This is a genomic window from Nitrospira calida (assembly GCF_976986435.1).
The window spans coordinates 418,728-435,118 of sequence record NZ_OZ335950.1 but is presented as its reverse complement, the minus strand read 5'-3'; the positions used below and the strand labels follow the sequence as shown (position 1 = coordinate 435,118).

The 16,391-nt window shown below is 61.0% G+C and carries 21 protein-coding genes and 1 CRISPR repeat array (1 of these 22 only partly in view); of the genes, 16 read left to right on the top strand and 5 right to left on the bottom strand.

What is annotated here, in order from left to right; translation table 11 throughout:
* Positions 1-104: 104 nt before the first annotated feature.
* The 9 genes from ACWHTU_RS02295 to ACWHTU_RS02255 all read left to right on the top strand — a co-directional run bounded on the left by ACWHTU_RS02295 (position 105) and on the right by ACWHTU_RS02255 (position 9,054).
* Positions 105-1,175, top strand: coding sequence for a putative CRISPR-associated protein (locus ACWHTU_RS02295; protein WP_447861311.1), 1,071 nt, complete (start codon positions 105-107; stop codon positions 1,173-1,175).
* Positions 1,172-2,314 carry a DUF2130 domain-containing protein gene (locus tag ACWHTU_RS02290; protein ID WP_447861309.1) on the top strand — a complete coding sequence of 381 codons (1,143 nt, stop codon included), beginning with the start codon at positions 1,172-1,174 and terminating at the stop codon, positions 2,312-2,314. The genes ACWHTU_RS02295 and ACWHTU_RS02290 overlap by 4 nt, the downstream gene beginning before the upstream one ends.
* Positions 2,311-2,556: a DUF6922 domain-containing protein gene (locus ACWHTU_RS02285; protein ID WP_447861307.1), complete on the top strand. Its 246-nt coding sequence runs from the start codon at positions 2,311-2,313 to the stop codon at positions 2,554-2,556. The genes ACWHTU_RS02290 and ACWHTU_RS02285 overlap by 4 nt, the downstream gene beginning before the upstream one ends.
* Positions 2,543-3,187, top strand: a complete 645-nt coding sequence (locus ACWHTU_RS02280) for a nucleotidyl transferase AbiEii/AbiGii toxin family protein (protein WP_447861306.1) — start codon at positions 2,543-2,545, stop codon at positions 3,185-3,187. Before ACWHTU_RS02285 ends, ACWHTU_RS02280 begins: the two co-directional genes overlap by 14 nt.
* 315 nt (positions 3,188-3,502) lie before the next feature.
* Positions 3,503-3,721: a type II toxin-antitoxin system HicA family toxin gene (locus tag ACWHTU_RS02275; RefSeq protein WP_447861305.1), complete on the top strand. Its 219-nt coding sequence runs from the start codon at positions 3,503-3,505 to the stop codon at positions 3,719-3,721.
* Positions 3,690-3,911 carry a type II toxin-antitoxin system HicB family antitoxin gene (locus ACWHTU_RS02270; protein WP_447861303.1) on the top strand — a complete coding sequence of 74 codons (222 nt, stop codon included), beginning with the start codon at positions 3,690-3,692 and terminating at the stop codon, positions 3,909-3,911. The genes ACWHTU_RS02275 and ACWHTU_RS02270 overlap by 32 nt, the downstream gene beginning before the upstream one ends.
* A 23-nt stretch (positions 3,912-3,934) precedes the next feature.
* Positions 3,935-4,954, top strand: a complete 1,020-nt coding sequence (locus ACWHTU_RS02265; RefSeq protein ID WP_447861302.1) for an RAMP superfamily CRISPR-associated protein — start codon at positions 3,935-3,937, stop codon at positions 4,952-4,954.
* On the top strand, positions 4,951-7,857 hold the full coding sequence (gene cas10 / locus ACWHTU_RS02260) for a type III-B CRISPR-associated protein Cas10/Cmr2 (protein ID WP_447861300.1): 2,907 nt from the start codon (positions 4,951-4,953) through the stop codon (positions 7,855-7,857). The genes ACWHTU_RS02265 and cas10 overlap by 4 nt, the downstream gene beginning before the upstream one ends.
* Positions 7,858-7,869: 12 nt before the next feature.
* Positions 7,870-9,054, top strand: coding sequence for a type III-B CRISPR module-associated Cmr3 family protein (locus ACWHTU_RS02255; protein ID WP_447861298.1), 1,185 nt, complete (start codon positions 7,870-7,872; stop codon positions 9,052-9,054).
* A 5-nt stretch (positions 9,055-9,059) separates the two neighbouring features.
* Here the strand turns inward: ACWHTU_RS02255 and ACWHTU_RS02250 are convergent, their stop codons facing one another.
* From ACWHTU_RS02250 to ACWHTU_RS02240, 3 genes are read right to left on the bottom strand one after another with little or no spacing between them, the layout of a single operon-like run.
* The gene (locus ACWHTU_RS02250) at positions 9,060-9,200 is read right to left on the bottom strand and encodes a hypothetical protein (RefSeq protein WP_447861296.1); all 141 of its coding nucleotides are present in this window, start codon (positions 9,198-9,200) and stop codon (positions 9,060-9,062) included.
* The gene (locus ACWHTU_RS02245) at positions 9,197-9,454 is read right to left on the bottom strand and encodes a type II toxin-antitoxin system VapC family toxin (protein ID WP_447861294.1); all 258 of its coding nucleotides are present in this window, start codon (positions 9,452-9,454) and stop codon (positions 9,197-9,199) included. Before ACWHTU_RS02245 ends, ACWHTU_RS02250 begins: the two co-directional genes overlap by 4 nt.
* Positions 9,451-9,720 (bottom strand): type II toxin-antitoxin system Phd/YefM family antitoxin, encoded by a 270-nt coding sequence (locus ACWHTU_RS02240; protein WP_447861292.1) that lies wholly within the window; start codon positions 9,718-9,720, stop codon positions 9,451-9,453. Before ACWHTU_RS02240 ends, ACWHTU_RS02245 begins: the two co-directional genes overlap by 4 nt.
* 29 nt (positions 9,721-9,749) lie before the next feature.
* On the opposite strand from ACWHTU_RS02240, the gene cmr4 reads away from it, so the two are divergent.
* Both cmr4 and cmr5 read left to right on the top strand, forming a co-directional pair.
* Positions 9,750-10,691 (top strand): type III-B CRISPR module RAMP protein Cmr4, encoded by a 942-nt coding sequence (gene cmr4, locus ACWHTU_RS02235; RefSeq protein ID WP_447861291.1) that lies wholly within the window; start codon positions 9,750-9,752, stop codon positions 10,689-10,691.
* 1 nt (position 10,692) lies between these two features.
* Positions 10,693-11,088, top strand: a complete 396-nt coding sequence (gene cmr5 / locus ACWHTU_RS02230; protein ID WP_447861289.1) for a type III-B CRISPR module-associated protein Cmr5 — start codon at positions 10,693-10,695, stop codon at positions 11,086-11,088.
* Between the two features lie 11 nt (positions 11,089-11,099).
* Here cmr5 and ACWHTU_RS02225 read toward each other — a convergent pair whose 3' ends face one another.
* Positions 11,100-11,507: a putative toxin-antitoxin system toxin component, PIN family gene (locus ACWHTU_RS02225; RefSeq protein ID WP_447861288.1), complete on the bottom strand. Its 408-nt coding sequence runs from the start codon at positions 11,505-11,507 to the stop codon at positions 11,100-11,102.
* The gene (locus ACWHTU_RS02220) at positions 11,504-11,722 is read right to left on the bottom strand and encodes a ribbon-helix-helix protein, CopG family (protein WP_447861287.1); all 219 of its coding nucleotides are present in this window, start codon (positions 11,720-11,722) and stop codon (positions 11,504-11,506) included. Before ACWHTU_RS02220 ends, ACWHTU_RS02225 begins: the two co-directional genes overlap by 4 nt.
* A 56-nt stretch (positions 11,723-11,778) precedes the next feature.
* Here ACWHTU_RS02220 and cmr6 point away from each other — a divergent pair, with 56 nt between their 5' ends.
* From cmr6 to ACWHTU_RS02195, 5 genes are read left to right on the top strand one after another with little or no spacing between them, the layout of a single operon-like run.
* On the top strand, positions 11,779-13,203 hold the full coding sequence (cmr6, locus tag ACWHTU_RS02215) for a type III-B CRISPR module RAMP protein Cmr6 (RefSeq protein WP_447861286.1): 1,425 nt from the start codon (positions 11,779-11,781) through the stop codon (positions 13,201-13,203).
* 8 nt (positions 13,204-13,211) lie between these two features.
* Positions 13,212-13,388 carry a hypothetical protein gene (locus ACWHTU_RS02210; RefSeq protein ID WP_447861285.1) on the top strand — a complete coding sequence of 59 codons (177 nt, stop codon included), beginning with the start codon at positions 13,212-13,214 and terminating at the stop codon, positions 13,386-13,388.
* 46 nt (positions 13,389-13,434) lie between these two features.
* A complete protein-coding gene (locus ACWHTU_RS02205) occupies positions 13,435-13,704 on the top strand; it encodes a type II toxin-antitoxin system Phd/YefM family antitoxin (protein ID WP_447861284.1) in 270 nt (89 codons plus the stop codon).
* Positions 13,701-14,135: a type II toxin-antitoxin system VapC family toxin gene (locus ACWHTU_RS02200; RefSeq protein WP_447861283.1), complete on the top strand. Its 435-nt coding sequence runs from the start codon at positions 13,701-13,703 to the stop codon at positions 14,133-14,135. The genes ACWHTU_RS02205 and ACWHTU_RS02200 overlap by 4 nt, the downstream gene beginning before the upstream one ends.
* A gap of 7 nt (positions 14,136-14,142) precedes the next feature.
* Positions 14,143-15,303 (top strand): Card1-like endonuclease domain-containing protein, encoded by a 1,161-nt coding sequence (locus tag ACWHTU_RS02195; protein ID WP_447861282.1) that lies wholly within the window; start codon positions 14,143-14,145, stop codon positions 15,301-15,303.
* Positions 15,304-15,407: 104 nt separating this feature from the next.
* Positions 15,408-16,391: a CRISPR direct-repeat array (repeat unit 36 nt; unit sequence GATGGGATTCCGACCTGAAGAAAAAGGGATTAAGAC) (it continues 2,793 nt past the right edge of the window).

Sequence of the window (16,391 nt, the reverse complement as noted above, 5' to 3'; positions counted from 1 at the left end):
GCGGAAACCTAGCACAACCCCTCGCATCCGGCAACGTTTCCGCTCTGGACCGGAAGGCGGAGGATTGTTAAAACGGTGGCGAGAAACAGGAGCGGGCAACAGCCATGATTCTCATCAATACGGTCGGCACTTCGGTTTTAACAGCTTGGAAGGAGTTCGGCGATCGCTATGACGAAGCCCATCGCGCCCGCTTAGTGGCAGCCCTCAAAGGTCTTGACCAGTCGGATAAGCGGCTCGGCGCAGAATTGACCTCGATCCAGTCCCTGATGAAGCAGGGAGTGGTCTCTCCAGGAGACCGACTGGTCTTCCTCGTCTCCGATACGCGGGAGGGAGCCTGCGTCGGCGACGTGTTGGCGAACATTGGTGAACATTGGGGATTCAACACCGAGTCGCATGTGATCAAAAAGCTGCAAGGCGACGATCCCAAGGCCTTCGCCCAGGGGCTGCGCAATCTGGTCAAGAAAATCGCGGAACTGTACCGAAACGCGTCCGGACCGGTCGCCATCAACGCTACCGGCGGCTACAAGGCGCAGATTTCCTTTGCCGGGCTGATCGGTCAAGTCTTTGGCCTGCCGGTCTATTACCAATTTGAATCCTTTCCCGCCGCTATTGAGCTGCCGGCCCTACCGGTCTCGTTTGCCTTCGACGACTGGCTGGCCTATCGTCATGTGCTGGAGGCGCTCGACGAAGGCGAAGCCGGCGAGTTGCTCAAGGCCGACGATTCGCGCATCAAATCCCTGCCAGAGAAGCTGCGCGTCCTCGTGGATACGAGCCAAGGCCTGGCCACCTTGAGCGCCCTCGGTGCTCTCTACCACGAAGGCTTCCGCGAGCGGTTCCGTGCCCAGGCACAGGCCTTGTTGCCCAAGGCATCGGGGATCGCACCGGCTGACAAGAAAGTGACCTACGAAGACGGCAACGCCGGCAGGCACCGTGGCCTGGCCGACTGGCTGGAGCGCATCCGGGCCGTGCCCTATGTGACGAGGATCGAGACGTTCTACTACAACCCGCGCCTGCCGGGCCGCTCGACCGTGGAGCCCGATCCCGCCCATGGCGACCGCGTGATCGCGATCTACGCGACCCACGACGCCACGACCAAAGCCTACGTGTTCCTGTCTGAAAACGATCCGAAGAAAGCCCAGGCCGCGGCCGCGGACCTGGCGGAGAGGCTCCGATGACCATGTCCACCATTCAATGCCCGACGTGCGGCGCCACGATTCCCCTCACTGAGGCGTTGATGACCCAAGTCCGCGCGACCGTGGAAACGGACGTGAAGCGCCAGTACGAAGTCCAGCTCCAGTCTGCCGTCAAACAGGCCGAGAGCCGGGCCAAGGAGCAGAGCGAGCGAGACCTTCGGCTGCTGCGTGAGCAGCTTGCCGAACAACAGCGGAAGACGCGGGAAGCGCAGGAGGCCGAATTGGCCTTGCGGAAGGAGAAAGCCGCGCTCGAAGAGCGGGCCCGCGAGCTGGACCTCGAAGTGGCACGCCGCGTGGACGCCGAAAAGCAGAAGCTGGAAGAGCAGATCCGCCGCTCGGCGACCGAGGAGCAGGCGCTCAAGCTCAGGGAGAAAGACAAGCAGATCGACGACCTCAAGGCGCTGCTCGAAGAGGCCCGCCGCAAGAGCGAACAGGGGTCGCAGGAGCGGCAGGGCGAGGTGCTCGAGCTCGATCTGGAAACCGCGCTGGCGCGGGCATTTCCCCATGACGCGATTCGGCCGGTGCCCAAGGGCATGCGCGGCGCCGACGTGATCCAAGAGGTACGCGACGGAAGCCTGCGGCCCTGCGGGAGCATCATCTGGGAGACCAAGAACACCAAGGCCTGGAGTCCCGCATGGCTGGCCAAGCTGAAGGACGACCAGCGCGCGGCCGGCGCCGGCGTCGCCGTCCTGGTGTCCGTCACACTCCCCGAAGACGTCCGACCCTTCAAGCTCGTGGACGGCGTGTGGGTGACGAGCCTCTCCTGCTACCTGCCGCTGGCCGTCGCGCTGCGCGAGCAACTGCTCCGTGTCGCCTTCGCCCAGGCTGCCGCCCAAGGGATGAGCGAAAACATGGAGGCCTTGTACCGCTACCTCTCCAGCGACGAGTTCCGCCACCGGGTCGAGGCGCTGATGGAGACCTTCGCGGCCATGCAGGCGCAGTTGGCCAAGGAGCGAACGGCCATGGAAAAGCTCTGGAACGAGCGGGCCAAGCAGATCGAACGACTGGTGACGAACACGGCCGGGATGTACGGGGCGATCCGCGGCGCCATCGGCGGCCAGTTGCCGGAGATTCCTGCGCTGGACCTCGAGGCCTTGCCCCAACCGGAGGAGCCGACATGAGCGCGGCACAGTTGCCCGAGTCTCTCCGTCCCTATTTTTGGGATATGGACTTCGACCGATTGGATCCCGTCTCGCACGGACGATTCATCGCCGAGCGGCTGATGGAGAAAACGACACCGGAAACGTTCCGGTGGCTGATGGAGCATTACCCGCCGGCGACCCTTCGGGAAATCGCTCAGCAGAGCCGTCGGCTGCCGATGCGGGACCGGAATTTCTGGAGGCTGTATCTTGCTCAGGCTTGAGGCGCTGACTCCCGAGGCGCGGGAACTGTCACCGGCATTGTGCGCGGCCCTGGAGGGGACCGAGTTTGTGCTCGCCGGTGGAACGGGACTCGCGCTGCAACTGGGCCACCGGATCTCGGTGGATTTCGACTGGTTCTGCCGGCCCGACGTCTTCCCCTCCGGTCTGGCGGGCCGGTTGAGTGCGCTCAGACGCCCGATCACCATGCTGCAGGATCGGACCGATACCGTGGAATGTCTGCTGGCGACCGTGCGTTGCACATTCATTGCCTTCCAGCCGGCCTTTGGGCCGCCCGTCGAGCGATGGCACGGGAGGCCCATCGCACCGATCGAGGACATCGGCGCCATGAAGCTCGTCGCGGTGAGCCAACGCGGCGCCAAGAAGGATTTCTACGACCTGTATGCGATCCTCCAAGAACGGCCGCTTGCCCGAATCGCCGAACGACTCCGGGCGATGTACACCGACCCACCGCCCAACCCGGCCCACATCGCCAAGTCGTTGGTCGATTTCCACGACGCGGAGCAAGATCCCGAACCGCGATTGTTAATGCCGACCACGTGGGAGACGGTCGCTCGGTTCTTCACCGAACACACCAAGGCCCACACGACCACCCTCATGGAGGTCTTCGCGTGAAGAGGAGCGAAGCAAGGGGGATGCCGACGCAGCGGTTCGGATGCCGCGTGTGGCAACGTTGCCAGGCTGGACAAGACCGAGCGCAATCAGTACAGAAGAACCCCAACGGAAGCAATAAGGACCGCGAACCATGGCCCCGATGACGACTCTCATCTACACCGTGCGATTCCTCACCCCGGCCTTTCTCGGCAACGCCGAGCAGAATGGCCGGTGGCGATATGGCCTAGTGCCGACTCCCATGCGGTGCCCATGAATCTCAGAAAGGTACTCCGACGACTCAGTGAAGGGCACCTCAACAACGTTGCCTTTAACGACATGCGAACACTTATCGAGGCATTTGGCTTTGAACTCAAGCGGGTCAGCGGCAGTCATCACATCTTTGCCCATCCCGCCATCGCCGAACTGGTCAATCTGCAGGAGGTAGGCGGAGAAGCCAAGCCCTATCAGATTCGCCAATTCCTGCGACTGGTCGAGCGGTACAATCTCCGGCTGGAGGACAACCATGAGCGACTACCACATCAACATCTTTTATAGCGAAGAAGACGGGGGCTACATCGCGGACATCCCGGATCTGGAATCCTGCTCCGCCTTCGGCCGTACGCCGGAAGAAGCCTTGGCCCAAGTTGAGCAAGCCAAGGCGGCTTGGTTGGACGCGGCCCGCGCCGCCGGTAAGCCGATCCCTGCGCCACGCTACCGGCCGGCAATCTATCAAGCCAGCCGCTAGCCTCGCGCCCAAGGGACTCCAATATGACGACACTCACCTACACCGTCCAATTCCTCACCCCGGCCTTTCTGGGCGACGCCGAGCAGAATGGCCGGTGGCGGACCCCGCCGTTCAAGGCGCTGTTGCGGCAGTGGTGGCGGGTGGTGTACGCGGCCGACCACAACTTCAATGTGAATATAGAGGAAATGAGGCGCGAAGAGGGGCTCTTGTTCGGCAATGCGTGGCTCTCTCATCGCGTGAACGATCGCGAGGTTGCCGATCACTGCAAGAGTCTCGTGCGGCTGCGGCTGGAGAACGTAGATGGTTCTCCTTCGGAAGGGTGGGCTCGGGGCACGCAAAAGGGTGTTGCCCCGTTGCCGACGGGCCTTCAGACCAGTTATGCCTGGTTCGGCCTGGTGAAGCGTGGTGGCGGACTGCCCGACAGGACTGCGATAAAGCCCAGTATCCCTGAAGGAAAGCGGAGGTTGCACCTGGTGCTTCCAGAATCTCACGGGGGCTGGATCGAGCTAACCGTCCGATTGATCCACACATTCGGCCAGGTAGGTACTCGCTCCCGGGGTGGATGGGGAAGTCTCGAATTTCAAGGGCTCACGTCCCTCGAAGGCGAAGACCTCTCGCGTTTTGCCAGATCGCTTCAGGAGTGTCTTAACTCTGATTGGGCCATGTCGCTTGCTCAGGATCAGAAAGGCCTCTGTATGTGGGAGAGCACCACTGGTTACGAGACCTGGGAGAAGGCCATGCAGAAAATTGCTGAGGAACGAAAACGTGTTCGGACTGAGCTCAGATCCTGTAAGGGGAAAGACCTTCGCATAGCCCTCGGCTTTGCCGGAGATGGTCGTATGCCAAGTCCGCTACGGTGGAAAATCTTCTCTCGTGGAAACGGCAAGCTTGGCCTCCGCGTGTTCGCGATGCCACACCGGTTGCCAGCCGACAGTGGCCGCACAATGTCCCCGGATGATCTACAAACGGCTTGGAACACGGTCTTGAGCGCAGTCGATCAGTCCTCAGTTGTAAAAAGAATCAACGCAGGGGTCCATCGGTGAACCATTCCGAGATCTGGCAGACTAAGCTCGCCGCCCGCCTGCACGATCCAGCGGAAAAGGCCCTCGTGCTGCTGCGTGACCCCGCCGGTCATGAGGGGGGCAGTATCGTGGAAGTCGGCAAGGCGCTCGGGTTCCCCACCCACCTTGTCCAACGCCGAGATGGCTCGACTGTAGAGAAACTGAAACTGGCCGAGGCGATGGAACGGATCGTCGAGCAAGCGGACCACTGGGCGGCGGCGGCCGACCGGGCACAGTTCCCCAAGGATACCAACGAGCGGTTTGTTGAGTGGGCGCAGGTGCGGTTTGCCGACCAGGGCGAACTGGTGCATCCACTCTCGGGCGAACGCTTCGAGGTCCGGAACATCGGCCAGCAGATCCTGGCTGAACACATCAAGGCTGTGAGCAGCGATTTCTTTGAGCGATTGGTCCACACCAAGCCAGACGACTCTCCCGATTATCGGCTGACTGCTCTGGCCTTTTGGCGATTCGGCCCAGAATTGGGGAAAGAACTTCAAGGCATCGGCCCCCTGTGGAATCTGCTTCCAGCCGATACCCGCACACCGGACCACACCATCTGGCAACATCTGGATTTGACCTCCGCTCTGGCCGGCGCAATGGCCAGCGGCGGTCGGCCGGCCCTGCTCACCCTCTCGATCGGACCGGTCCAAGACTTTATTGCCGCAGCCCGTTCGACCTCTGACCTGTGGGCCAGCTCGCATTTCCTTTCCACGCTCGCCTGGCAGGCCATGAAGGAGGTCGCAACCGCCTACGGTCCTGACGCCATTCTGTTTCCCCAGCTTCGCGGGGTCCCGGTGGTGGATCTCTGGCTGATTGACGAGGGCGTTCGGGCCGAGCTCTTTGGGAACGCAGATTGGAACGACACGAATACGGACTATAACCCGCTTTTCGTCGCCGCCCTTCCCAACAAGTTTGTGGCCCTTGTTCCAGAAGGGGAAGCAGCGAGGTTGGCAAACCACATCCGGGAGCACCTGCACCGATGGGTGCAGGACGAAGCCCGTGCCATGCTCGACCGCCTGCTAGAAGAGATTGGCGAGCAGCCGCAGGGCCAACACTGCTATCGGCAGCTCGAAGAGCAGCTCCGTGACTTTCCCGAGGTCCATTGGTCCATCGCGCCATGGTCAGAGGCCGCACAAGCCGAATCGCATCTCCAAACGTTTTGCCCAGTTGGTGAGCGACCAACATTCTTTGACAGTACAGCCTGGAAGGTCCTCACAAAGCCGATCCAACCCCAGCAAGGATGGCGGTTTTGGGAGCCGAACGACGGCATCCTGTATCCAGTCATTCACGAACTGGGCGAACGCGCCTTGGCCTCCGCCAAAAGCGCGCGCCCCTTCTCCCAACTCATGCAACGCGGGTATCGTGATTCGCTGACGGGCGAATACGAATGGCTCACGTTCGATGAACGTCAATTGACCGGAGGGTCCCCGCGTCGGCGCACCGACACGTTGTGGGCAAAGGTGGCGAGCGCCAAGCCATCGTGGGCCAAGAAAGGAGAGCACCTGTCGGCCTTTGGCCTCATCAAGCGCCTGTGGCCGGAGCGATTCACGGAGATCGTCAAAGGTAGCCGATGGTGTAACGGGCTTGCCGAGAAACCCGATCTGAGCCGCTACGTCGTCTCAACTCATGTGATGGCCCTGGCCCCCTCGCTCGAACGGTTGATAGAAGAAGGGCCTGCCTTCCGTTGTCTGAATGATTCCACAGAGCGCGAGAAGGCCCGTGAGGCGTTCGACTGGCTGAGGGACCAAACCCAAGGACTGAAACGGCCCGCCCTTCCAAGACGACTTATGCGGAAGGAGTTGCGCGAGCGTGAGTGGTGGGATGTCGCCACACGCCTCCCCGCTCTCATTGAACAGGAGCGAGCGCGGGCCGAGGATGAACAGGAAGACGCTTCGATCGCCAAAGTGGTTGCACGGATCGAGACAGCCATTGGCTATCCAACCGAACGTTATTATGGCCTGTTGCTCATGGACGGTGATCGCCTCGGCGCGTGGCTCTCGGGCGAACCGGCTCTGACCTACGGACAGGTGTTTCACTCAAAAGTGGCCGCAGGTCTACGGGGTTACGACCAGCAAGACCTGCAGCAATACCTGGCAGCTGCTCGACCGACCTCGCCGGCCCGCCACATGGCCATCTCCTCCGCCTTGAACGGCTTCGCCCTTGATCTGGTACGGCACGTGGTTGAAGAAGAGTGTCTCGGCAAGGTGCTCTACGCGGGCGGCGACGATGTCATGGCCATGGTCTGTGTCCGAGACATCCTCACTACCATGGCCCTGTTGCGACTCTCTTATTCGGGAGGTGTCCAAGACGGACAGCCGATGCCGAGCCTCAAGACCGGGTTAGACCTCAAACGGGGATTCGTCCAGTTGCGAAGTCGGCTCTATCAGGTCATGGGCACGAAAGCCACGGCCTCCTGTGGCGCGGTGATCGCCCATCATCAGGCGCCGCTGGCGATGGTGCTGCGCGAGTTGCGGACAGCGGAGCAGCGGGCGAAGAAAGAGGGGGGCCGCGATGCCTTCTCGATTACAGTGATCAAACGCTCGGGCGGGATCCTCACATTCACCGCCAAGTGGGGCGAGCCGATGGATGTGCTACTGGCCTTGCGGAATTTCCTGGCTGAGCCGGCCGTGTCGCGTCGCGCGGTGTACAACAGCCTGACATGGCTGAAAGACCTTCCACCCGACGCCTCGGCCGACATGCTGGAGAATTTGCTGGCCTATCAATTCAAGCGGCAGACGGCCGGCGAGACTGCATGGCACACGCACAACGGCTCGACCCTGTGCCAGCGGATCGCCGAGCTGGGCTGCCAGGAGCACGATCGACTCGACTGGCTTTCACGCTTCATGGGCGTGGCGGAGTTTCTCGCACGAGAAGCCCGGGTGTAACAGGACAGGACCATGGTTGCAACGGCCACACGACAGACACTGTTCATTGAACCGCTGGACGTGCTGATCCTGCGAGGCAACAAGCTTTTCGGCGATCCAGGCAGTTTCGGCGAATCGTTGGTGCCGCCCTGGCCCTCCGTCGCAGCAGGGGCCATTCGCTCGGCGCTGCTCGCGCATAAGGGAGTGGACCTTCGGGCCTTTGCGAGCGGGCAGGTGCAGGACCCCGAACTGGGCACCCCGCAGCAGCCAGGGTCATTTCGGGTGGTGAATTTTCGGCTCGCGCGCCGGTTCGCCGATGGGCGGGTGGACTCTCTCTGCGCACCACCAGCCGATCTGGTTATTCGGCGCAAGGATGGAGGCGTGCTCGAATGTGTGCGGGTTCAACCTAGGGAGCTGCCGGCCGGCATCCAGTCCTCGGCTGTGACCAAGCTGCATGCCGTACTGCCCGAACGGGAACGATCGAAACCGGAGGGTGGCTACTGGCTCACACATGAGGGGTGGGTGGCCTATCTCAAGGGAAATGATCTCGATATGAACAGCCACCTGGTTCGGAGCAGCGACCTCTGGGCGCTCGACACTCGTGTCGGTGTAGGACTGGATCCGGCAAAACGAAGCGCGGCCGAGGGCAAGCTCTTCACGGTGCAGGCCGTGGCGATGCGCAAGCAGCACCATGCGAACGGCCGCGACCATGACGTGGGGTTTCTCGCCGAGGTTGAGGGAGCGACAATTCCCAATGAACTGATGCTGCGCTTCGGCGGTGACGGGCGAGCCGCGCGCGCCAGCCTGCTCGACTCAGTGCCGAGCGAGCCGGACCTGACCGAACCGATCGTGAAGGCGCGCCGGTGCCGCTTGATTCTCACCAGCCCCGGCATCTTTCCCGGCGGGTGGCTTCCGACTGGTGCCACGCAAAACGACACCGGCGAGATCCGCTTCGCACTCCATGGGGTCCTGGCCCGGCTCGTCTGTGCCGCCGTGCCACGTTGTGAGGTCGTCTCGGGCTGGGACCTCGCCAAGTGGCAACCCAAGCCGGCAAAGCGAGTGGCCCCGACAGGATCGGTCTATTGGCTGGATGAACTCGAAGCCACCCCCGCGCAGCTTCGGAACCTTGTTGCGCGGGGACTCTGGAGCGATCCACCAGAGGATGCCGCCCAGCGCGCCGAAGGCTTCAACCGCTTCACCTGGGGACTCTGGCCATGAGACCGTTACCACACCGTCCGGACGGGATATTGCTGAATCGCCCGGTCCGGCGTACAGACCACCAGCCCATGAGCGATGGCTTGGCAAATCAAGATCCGGTCGAAGGGATCGCGATGGATTGGTGGCAGCTTGGGAAGTTGGGTCACTGCCTCCTCGGTGATCGGCAGCGAATCGAGCCCATGACGCTCACGCTGCACCACCAGGTGTGCTGTTCCAGAGACACCGCCACATGAAGCTCCAATCGTCCCAATCGGTGCTTGATCAGCACCTCCCACAGCGACGCCGCGCTGACGTAGACCACATGGGCCGGATGTTGAATGGCCTCTCGGGCCACGGCGGACAGTGCCGAGTCACCCGTGATCAACCAGAGAAACGTACAGGTATCCAGCAGGAGGTTCACGCCTCCTGCCCTTCGAATGAGGCGAGGATTTCCTCTGGCAGCGGCTCAAAGAAACTGGGAGGAATCGAGATGGTCCCCTTGGCCAATCCGATGGGGCGCGGTTCGGCCAACCTTGAAGGAGGAACCGGCTTCAGCTCGGCCACCGGCTTGTTGCGGCGGCAGATCACGACGGTTTCGCCCGCCTCGACCCGATCGAGCAGTTCGGAGAGATGGGCCTTGGCCTCATGGAGATTGACGAACTTGGACATGGTCAGAGAATAGGTCATAAACCTGGTCAAGTCAAGGAGAGCGGACGATGTTTGAGCAACGAGCCATTCTCTTTCTCTATGCTGTGAGTCCGGTGCACATGGGGGCAGGTCAAGCCATCGGCGTGATTGATAACCCCATCCAGCGTGAACGTCACACGGGACATCCCTGCTTTGCCGGCAGCGGTATCAAGGGCGCGGTGCGGCATGGGTTCGAGGCGATAGGGGGCGACGGCCATCTCATCGAGGTCCTCTTTGGCCCTGAATCCGGCAGCGACAACCTCCACGCCGGTGCCGTGAGCTTCGGTGATGCGCAGCTGGTCGCCTTTCCGGTGCGGAGCCTCAAAGGTGGGTACGTCTATGCCACCTGCCCGCAGGCCCTAGCCCGCACCCGACGCCTCATGGAGGCGACCGGCCTTTCGGTGACATGGCTGGACTTCCCACCAGTCAACGAAGGCGAGTGTGTGGTAGCCAACTCCTCACTGCTCTCCCAGCGGAAGATCAACGGGCAGCCTGCCGATGTCTTGCACCTGGAGGCCTTCGAGTACCTGGCGAAGGAGAAAGACAGCCAGGCCCTGAAGACTATCGCCCGTGACTTGGCGGAAAAGGCCATCCCCGACGGCAACGGCTACAAATTTTTTGCCGATAAGCTGAAGACCGACCTCGTGGTCCTGTCCGACACCGACTTTGCCTATTTCGCCCAGCACGCGACCCTCGTCGAACCGCATGTTTGCATCAAAGAAGAGACCGGGACGGCCAAGGAGGGCGGGTTGTTTTACACAGAGAACCTGCCACCCGAGTCAATTCTGATTGCCCCCATCCTCGCGAGCCAGGTGCGCAACGGGAGCACGAAAGGCGACGCGGACTTCATGGATGCAGCAAACGTGATGTTGAAGATGACCACCGTGATCAACGGCAAACTGCTACAGATCGGCGGGGATGCCACGACGGGCCGAGGGCTCGTGGTGACCCGTATCGTGGAGGGCAAGTAACATGGCAACCGTCACTAAGACGAACCAGCCGACCCGGCTCACGTTGGAGCAACAGCGCGCCCAGGATGCCTGGCGGTGCACAAAAGACTACAAGAAAGACCATGCCAACGTAGCCAAGAGCCTGCCGGCTTTGATCATGAACAGCGGGCTGATGCAGGTGCTGGCGTTCTGCCACGAAAAAGGGGATGCCTACGAAGTGGTCGCCCAGCAACTACGCGCCTGGCTCAACAAGCGGTTTAACGGTGTGGATCGCGACCCCGGGTTCGACGTCTTCATGCAAGATCTCATGAACGCGTCTCCACGTGATTTCCAAACCATCACCGCCGAAGCCTTCGCCTGGCTCAAGTGGCTGCGCCAGATGGCTTCGGCTCGCTCCCCGGACAAGACGGGCAAGTAAGGAAGGGCTGGTTACTCGATGGAGTGCAAGCGGTCATACACCGTGCGCGGGCTCACAAACCGGAGGCCATGGAGCGAGCCGAGCTCCAAGAGCGCTTGGTCGCCGGTGATGAACAGGGTGACCTCCGCGGCCAAGGCACAGGCGATGACGGGGCGGTCGTCGGGATCCGGTACGTCCGAGAGGGGAAGGGAGGAATGGGTGTCAGCCACCTCATGCCGGCGCAACCAGTCCAGTGCCGGGGTCAGATCCTCCTCAGGAACCTGGAACTTTTCGCGGGCGATCCGTGTGAACTCGGCCAAGACAGGTTCGCCAATAACCAGAGTGTGGCCCGTCAGCACCAACGTGTCGAGCAGACGAGCGCACAACCCGCTCCCAAACAGGCCGCTGAGCAGCACGTTGGTGTCGAGGAACACCCTCACGAAAACGCGCGCCAGAAGTCTTCGTCAGTCAGATAGCCCGCCCGCTCGGCAAAGGGCGTCAAGCGCCGGCGGGCCAGGCGCAACGCTTCCAACTCGGCGCCACGGCGTACCATCTCGCGTACCAGATCACTCTTACTGCGCTGGGTCAGTTGCGCCAGCCGGTTCAGTTCGGCGTCGAGTTCGTCATCCAGTGGAATGGTCAGATCTGTGGCCATGAAGCACCTCACGATTCTTATATTGGCCACTGTAGCACATTGGTAAGGAGCACGCCATGCCGATCGCCGCGGTGCCCAGGTACATCCAAGAAAACGATCCGGAGTTTTATTTGTCTTCGCCACCGGGGCATCGCTTCCTGCTGTACTTCCCTGCATGGGGCGAGAACGGAGAAACGAACCAGATCACTTGGGGAATGAAAGACCGCGTACCACGGATTGACAAGAGGACGAAGCAACAAAAGGTAGAGAAATCCGGTCCAGTATGGGAGGACGTCCCAAACGATCAGTTTGCCTGCACAATCGCGGCGTGCAAAACGCCGCAGTATGACGAGGAACGACCGAGAGCAAGAAAACCGAAGGCGGATTTAGGCTTGAAACCATGGATGCCGGTTATGGAATCACTGCTTGCTCGTCAGATGACGGCCGAGGACCGGATCACCCATGATTCGCTGCTCCGCCTCGAGGCCTGGGCCATCGCTCCCTTTACCACTGGCCTCGGCAACGAACATCCCCTCGAAAACGGCTTTGCCTTTCTCAATCCCTATGGGTTGCCCTATCTCCCGGGCAGCGGGGTCAAAGGCGTGCTGCGACAAGCGGCGCGCGAGCTGGCGTCGGGTGAGTGGAGAGAGACACACGGTTGGAGTGAAAGCCGGCACTATCGCATCAATGTCGGCTCCAAAAAAGATCCGCGCTGGCTCGACCTCTCCATGTTCGATGTCTTGTTTGGGCGCGAAACACCATCCGGGGAGTCCGACCATGTGCGCGGGACGCTATCCTTTTGGGACGTGATCCCGCAGATCCCGGGCGACAGCCTCATGGTCGAAATCATGACCCCGCACCAAAGCCACTACTATCAGCAAAAGGCCCAGGCAGGCAGTACGACCCCGCACGACTCCGGCCAGCCCAACCCGATCAGCTTTCTCACCGTGCCGCCGGGCTCGCGCTTCATCTTTTATGTCGTTTGTGACGAAAAACACCTGCGCCACTTGACGCAACACAGGGACCCGCATGCTCCCGACCTGCTCGCTCAAGGCGAGACCCACTGGAAGACGCTCCTCCACGCCGCCTTCCAACATGCCTTCCAGTGGCTCGGCTTTGGCGCCAAGACGGCGGTCGGCTATGGGGCGATGCAAGCTGAACCGGCCCCATCAACGCCGATGTCAGCCCAGAAAGGGACCACTCCCGCCGTTGAAACAAAGCCCAAACCAGCCGCTCCATCAATTCAGGCCAAGGAGGAGCAATGGGCCAACGTCACGCTCACCTACAACAAAGGCGGGGGTGGGGTGATCACCGTAACCGGTTCTGCCGGCAAGGCCGAAGCGCGAGGGCCCCAGGCTCAGGCCGTCCTGGAGACCCTGTCACCTGAGCAGGCCAAGCGGTTGGAGAAGAAAGGGAGCTTGCCCAACCTCACGGTGTTGGTCGTGATCGAGGGGAACCTGCGCACCGTGAAGGCTGTGGTGGAGGGGGCCTCGGCAAATTAAGCGAGGCCGTGCAGGCCATCGAGGACCCGGCTGTACGCGCCCAGGCCCTGGCCGACGTCGTGGCGCGGTGGAAGGAGAAGGGCCGGTGGGAGCAGACCACCGGCGGGGCCGCGAAAAAAGCCAAGGCAATCTACGAGCAATTGATCAGCCAAGGCCCGACTGCGTACCGGCACCCCAGTGATTGACTGGTAGCCACAAAGTGGCCACAATGACGCCACAAGCGAGGGAACGATGGCACAAGTGGGTGTGCGGGAATTGCGAGACCACCTTAGTTGGTACCTCAAGAAGGTAAAGGCAGGGACAGAATTGGAGGTTGCGGACCGAGGGCAGGTGATTGCCCGAGTCGTGCCGGCCGACTATCGGCGCGTGCCGGCGGGGGTCGGTGCTCTCGTGCGCGAGGGCTTGGCAACCTGGAACGGCGGCAAGCCCCGCGGCGCAAAACGCCCGCTCAGGCTACCGGGCCGGTCGGTTTCGGATCTGGTCGTCGCAGATCGCCGATGATCCTCTACTGTGACACCAGCGCACTGGTGAAGCTCTACGTGGAGGAATCCGGCTCGTCATGGGTGCGACAGTGGATTGATGCCTCCGAAGTGGTCGGGGTTGCCGCCATCGGCTATGTGGAAGCCAAAGCCGCCTTTGCCCGAGCTGTTCGCAATGGTCGAGTGATTCGGCGGCGACATCGAGCAATGCTGACGGATTTTGAACAAGATTGGTGCCGGTATCTTGTATTGAACATGAGCGAACAGATGATCCGGCATGCCGGTCGGTTGGCCGAGAGACATCGGCTGCGCGCCTATGATGCCGTGCATCTGGCTGCAGCGCTTCAGATTCGGGCGCATGTCCCGGAGGGAATCACCTTCCTCGGATTCGACGACGAGCTCAATCGAGCCGCGAAGGCCGAGGGATTGTCGCTACCGCCACCTCCCTCGTAGCACGACCATGCTCGTGCACGTCGCCATTGTCTCGGACCAGTTGCTGCCGACGGTGATTCCGTGCCTCATGCATCGGCCGGATCGGGTCGTGCTGGTGGCCTCGCGGCCCATGGCGGCCAAGGCGGAGCGCCTGCGGCGGGTGCTCGAGCAACACGGCCTTACCGCCGTGATTTATGGCCAAGCCCCGGATGCCGGGCTGGCGGACATCCGAACGTATGCCGCCAAGCTGGCCGAGGAATTGACGGGCCGATCGCCCGGCGACGAGTGGGTCTTTAACGCCACGGGCGGGAACAAGCTGATGACGCTCGGTTTCGTCGAGGTGTTTCGCGAACGGGCCGACCGGATCATCTATACCGACACGGCCCACGGGCAGATTGAGGTGATCGCCGACCGACACACGACCGCCCCACAGCCGGAGCAGATGCGGGACGTGCTGGATGTGCCGCACTATCTGGCTGTGCAGGGATTCCGCTATTACGGCAGTGTGAGTGATGACGCGGGCCAAGTGGCGCGAATCCAGGCGCGACGCGAGCTTGCCGCCAAGCTCGCTCAGGAGGCGGGACGCCAGAGCGGGCTCATTGGCATGCTCAACGCCCTGGCCCACGGGGCAATGGACGAACAGGGCCGCCACCTGGTGCATCCGGTGCAACGGCTGAGCAAGGCATTGAACGGTGCGTGGCGCGCGCTCTTCGCGCAGTTCGCGCAAGCGGGGCTGCTCAAGGTCGAGGGGGACCGCACTGTTCGATTCAGCGATCTGGAGTCAACCCGATTCCTCGGCGGAGGATGGCTGGAGGAATATGCACTCGCGGTCGCGCAAGAGGCTGAGCTCTTCGATGTCCGGATGGGCGTGAAGGGGGTGTGGGAGGGCACGGAATCGGCCCGGAACGAATTCGACGTCTTGGCCTGCCACCGAAACCGGATGCTGTTTATCGAGTGCAAGACCTTGCGGTTTACGGGCCATGAGAACGACAACGACCTCGCATACAAGGTCAAGAGTCTTGGCGAGGACACGCGTGGGCTGCTGGGGGACACCTGGGTGCTGGCGGCACAGGGCCCGTCGCCGATCTTGTGCGATCGGGCGAAGCAAGCGGGATTTCAGGTGATCAGACCCAAGCATCTGAGCACCTTGAGAGGATGGCTAGATCTGTGGAAACAGGGACAATCCTGAACGGAAAGGGGGGTGAGCAAAACATGTTCCAGCGGAGCGGAGCAAAATGTTGCGCGCCGGACCGTGGAAGCGGCGGAGATTGCGCAGGTTTTTGGTGGGGGGCTGATGGGATTCCGACCTGAAGAAAAAGGGATTAAGACTCTCAGTGCGATCTATGTCGTAGGTGTACATGGGATGGGATTCCGACCTGAAGAAAAAGGGATTAAGACCATATGATTCTCCTATTTCCGCTGTGACCTTTGATGGGATTCCGACCTGAAGAAAAAGGGATTAAGACGAAATTTGCGTCACGCCAATAGACGCAGCCTTTGGATGGGATTCCGACCTGAAGAAAAAGGGATTAAGACTTCCCAGCGTCTTGTCAGCTTGCACTGTCTGGAAAGATGGGATTCCGACCTGAAGAAAAAGGGATTAAGACAAATCGTGGTGGCTCCATCCTGGACGGTAATTGTGATGGGATTCCGACCTGAAGAAAAAGGGATTAAGACTGGCATCAAGCCTCATTCCATCGCACACGACGTGATGGGATTCCGACCTGAAGAAAAAGGGATTAAGACCACATACACATTGAGCCCGGCCTGTTCCGCGGATGGGATTCCGACCTGAAGAAAAAGGGATTAAGACGATTGCATCGTCCAACACTTCGACGAATCCGCCGAGATGGGATTCCGACCTGAAGAAAAAGGGATTAAGACCCATTAATCCGCCCCGATACCGTTTTGGCGCGCTTTGATGGGATTCCGACCTGAAGAAAAAGGGATTAAGACAACGATTTCGGCGTAAATTTCACCATGCGTTTGAAGATGGGATTCCGACCTGAAGAAAAAGGGATTAAGACTGGTGACGACGGAACTAACCGTCGTGTTCGGATGATGGGATTCCGACCTGAAGAAAAAGGGATTAAGACATTTTTCCCCGGCAAATCAGGGTCGGAATGGATTAGGATGGGATTCCGACCTGAAGAAAAAGGGATTAAGACTTGCAACCCTGCGATTTCCTGAGCGGTATCAATGATGGGATTCCGACCTGAAGAAAAAGGGATTAAGACTCCTGGCCCATTCTCTCTATCGAAAATTTTCCAACATGAT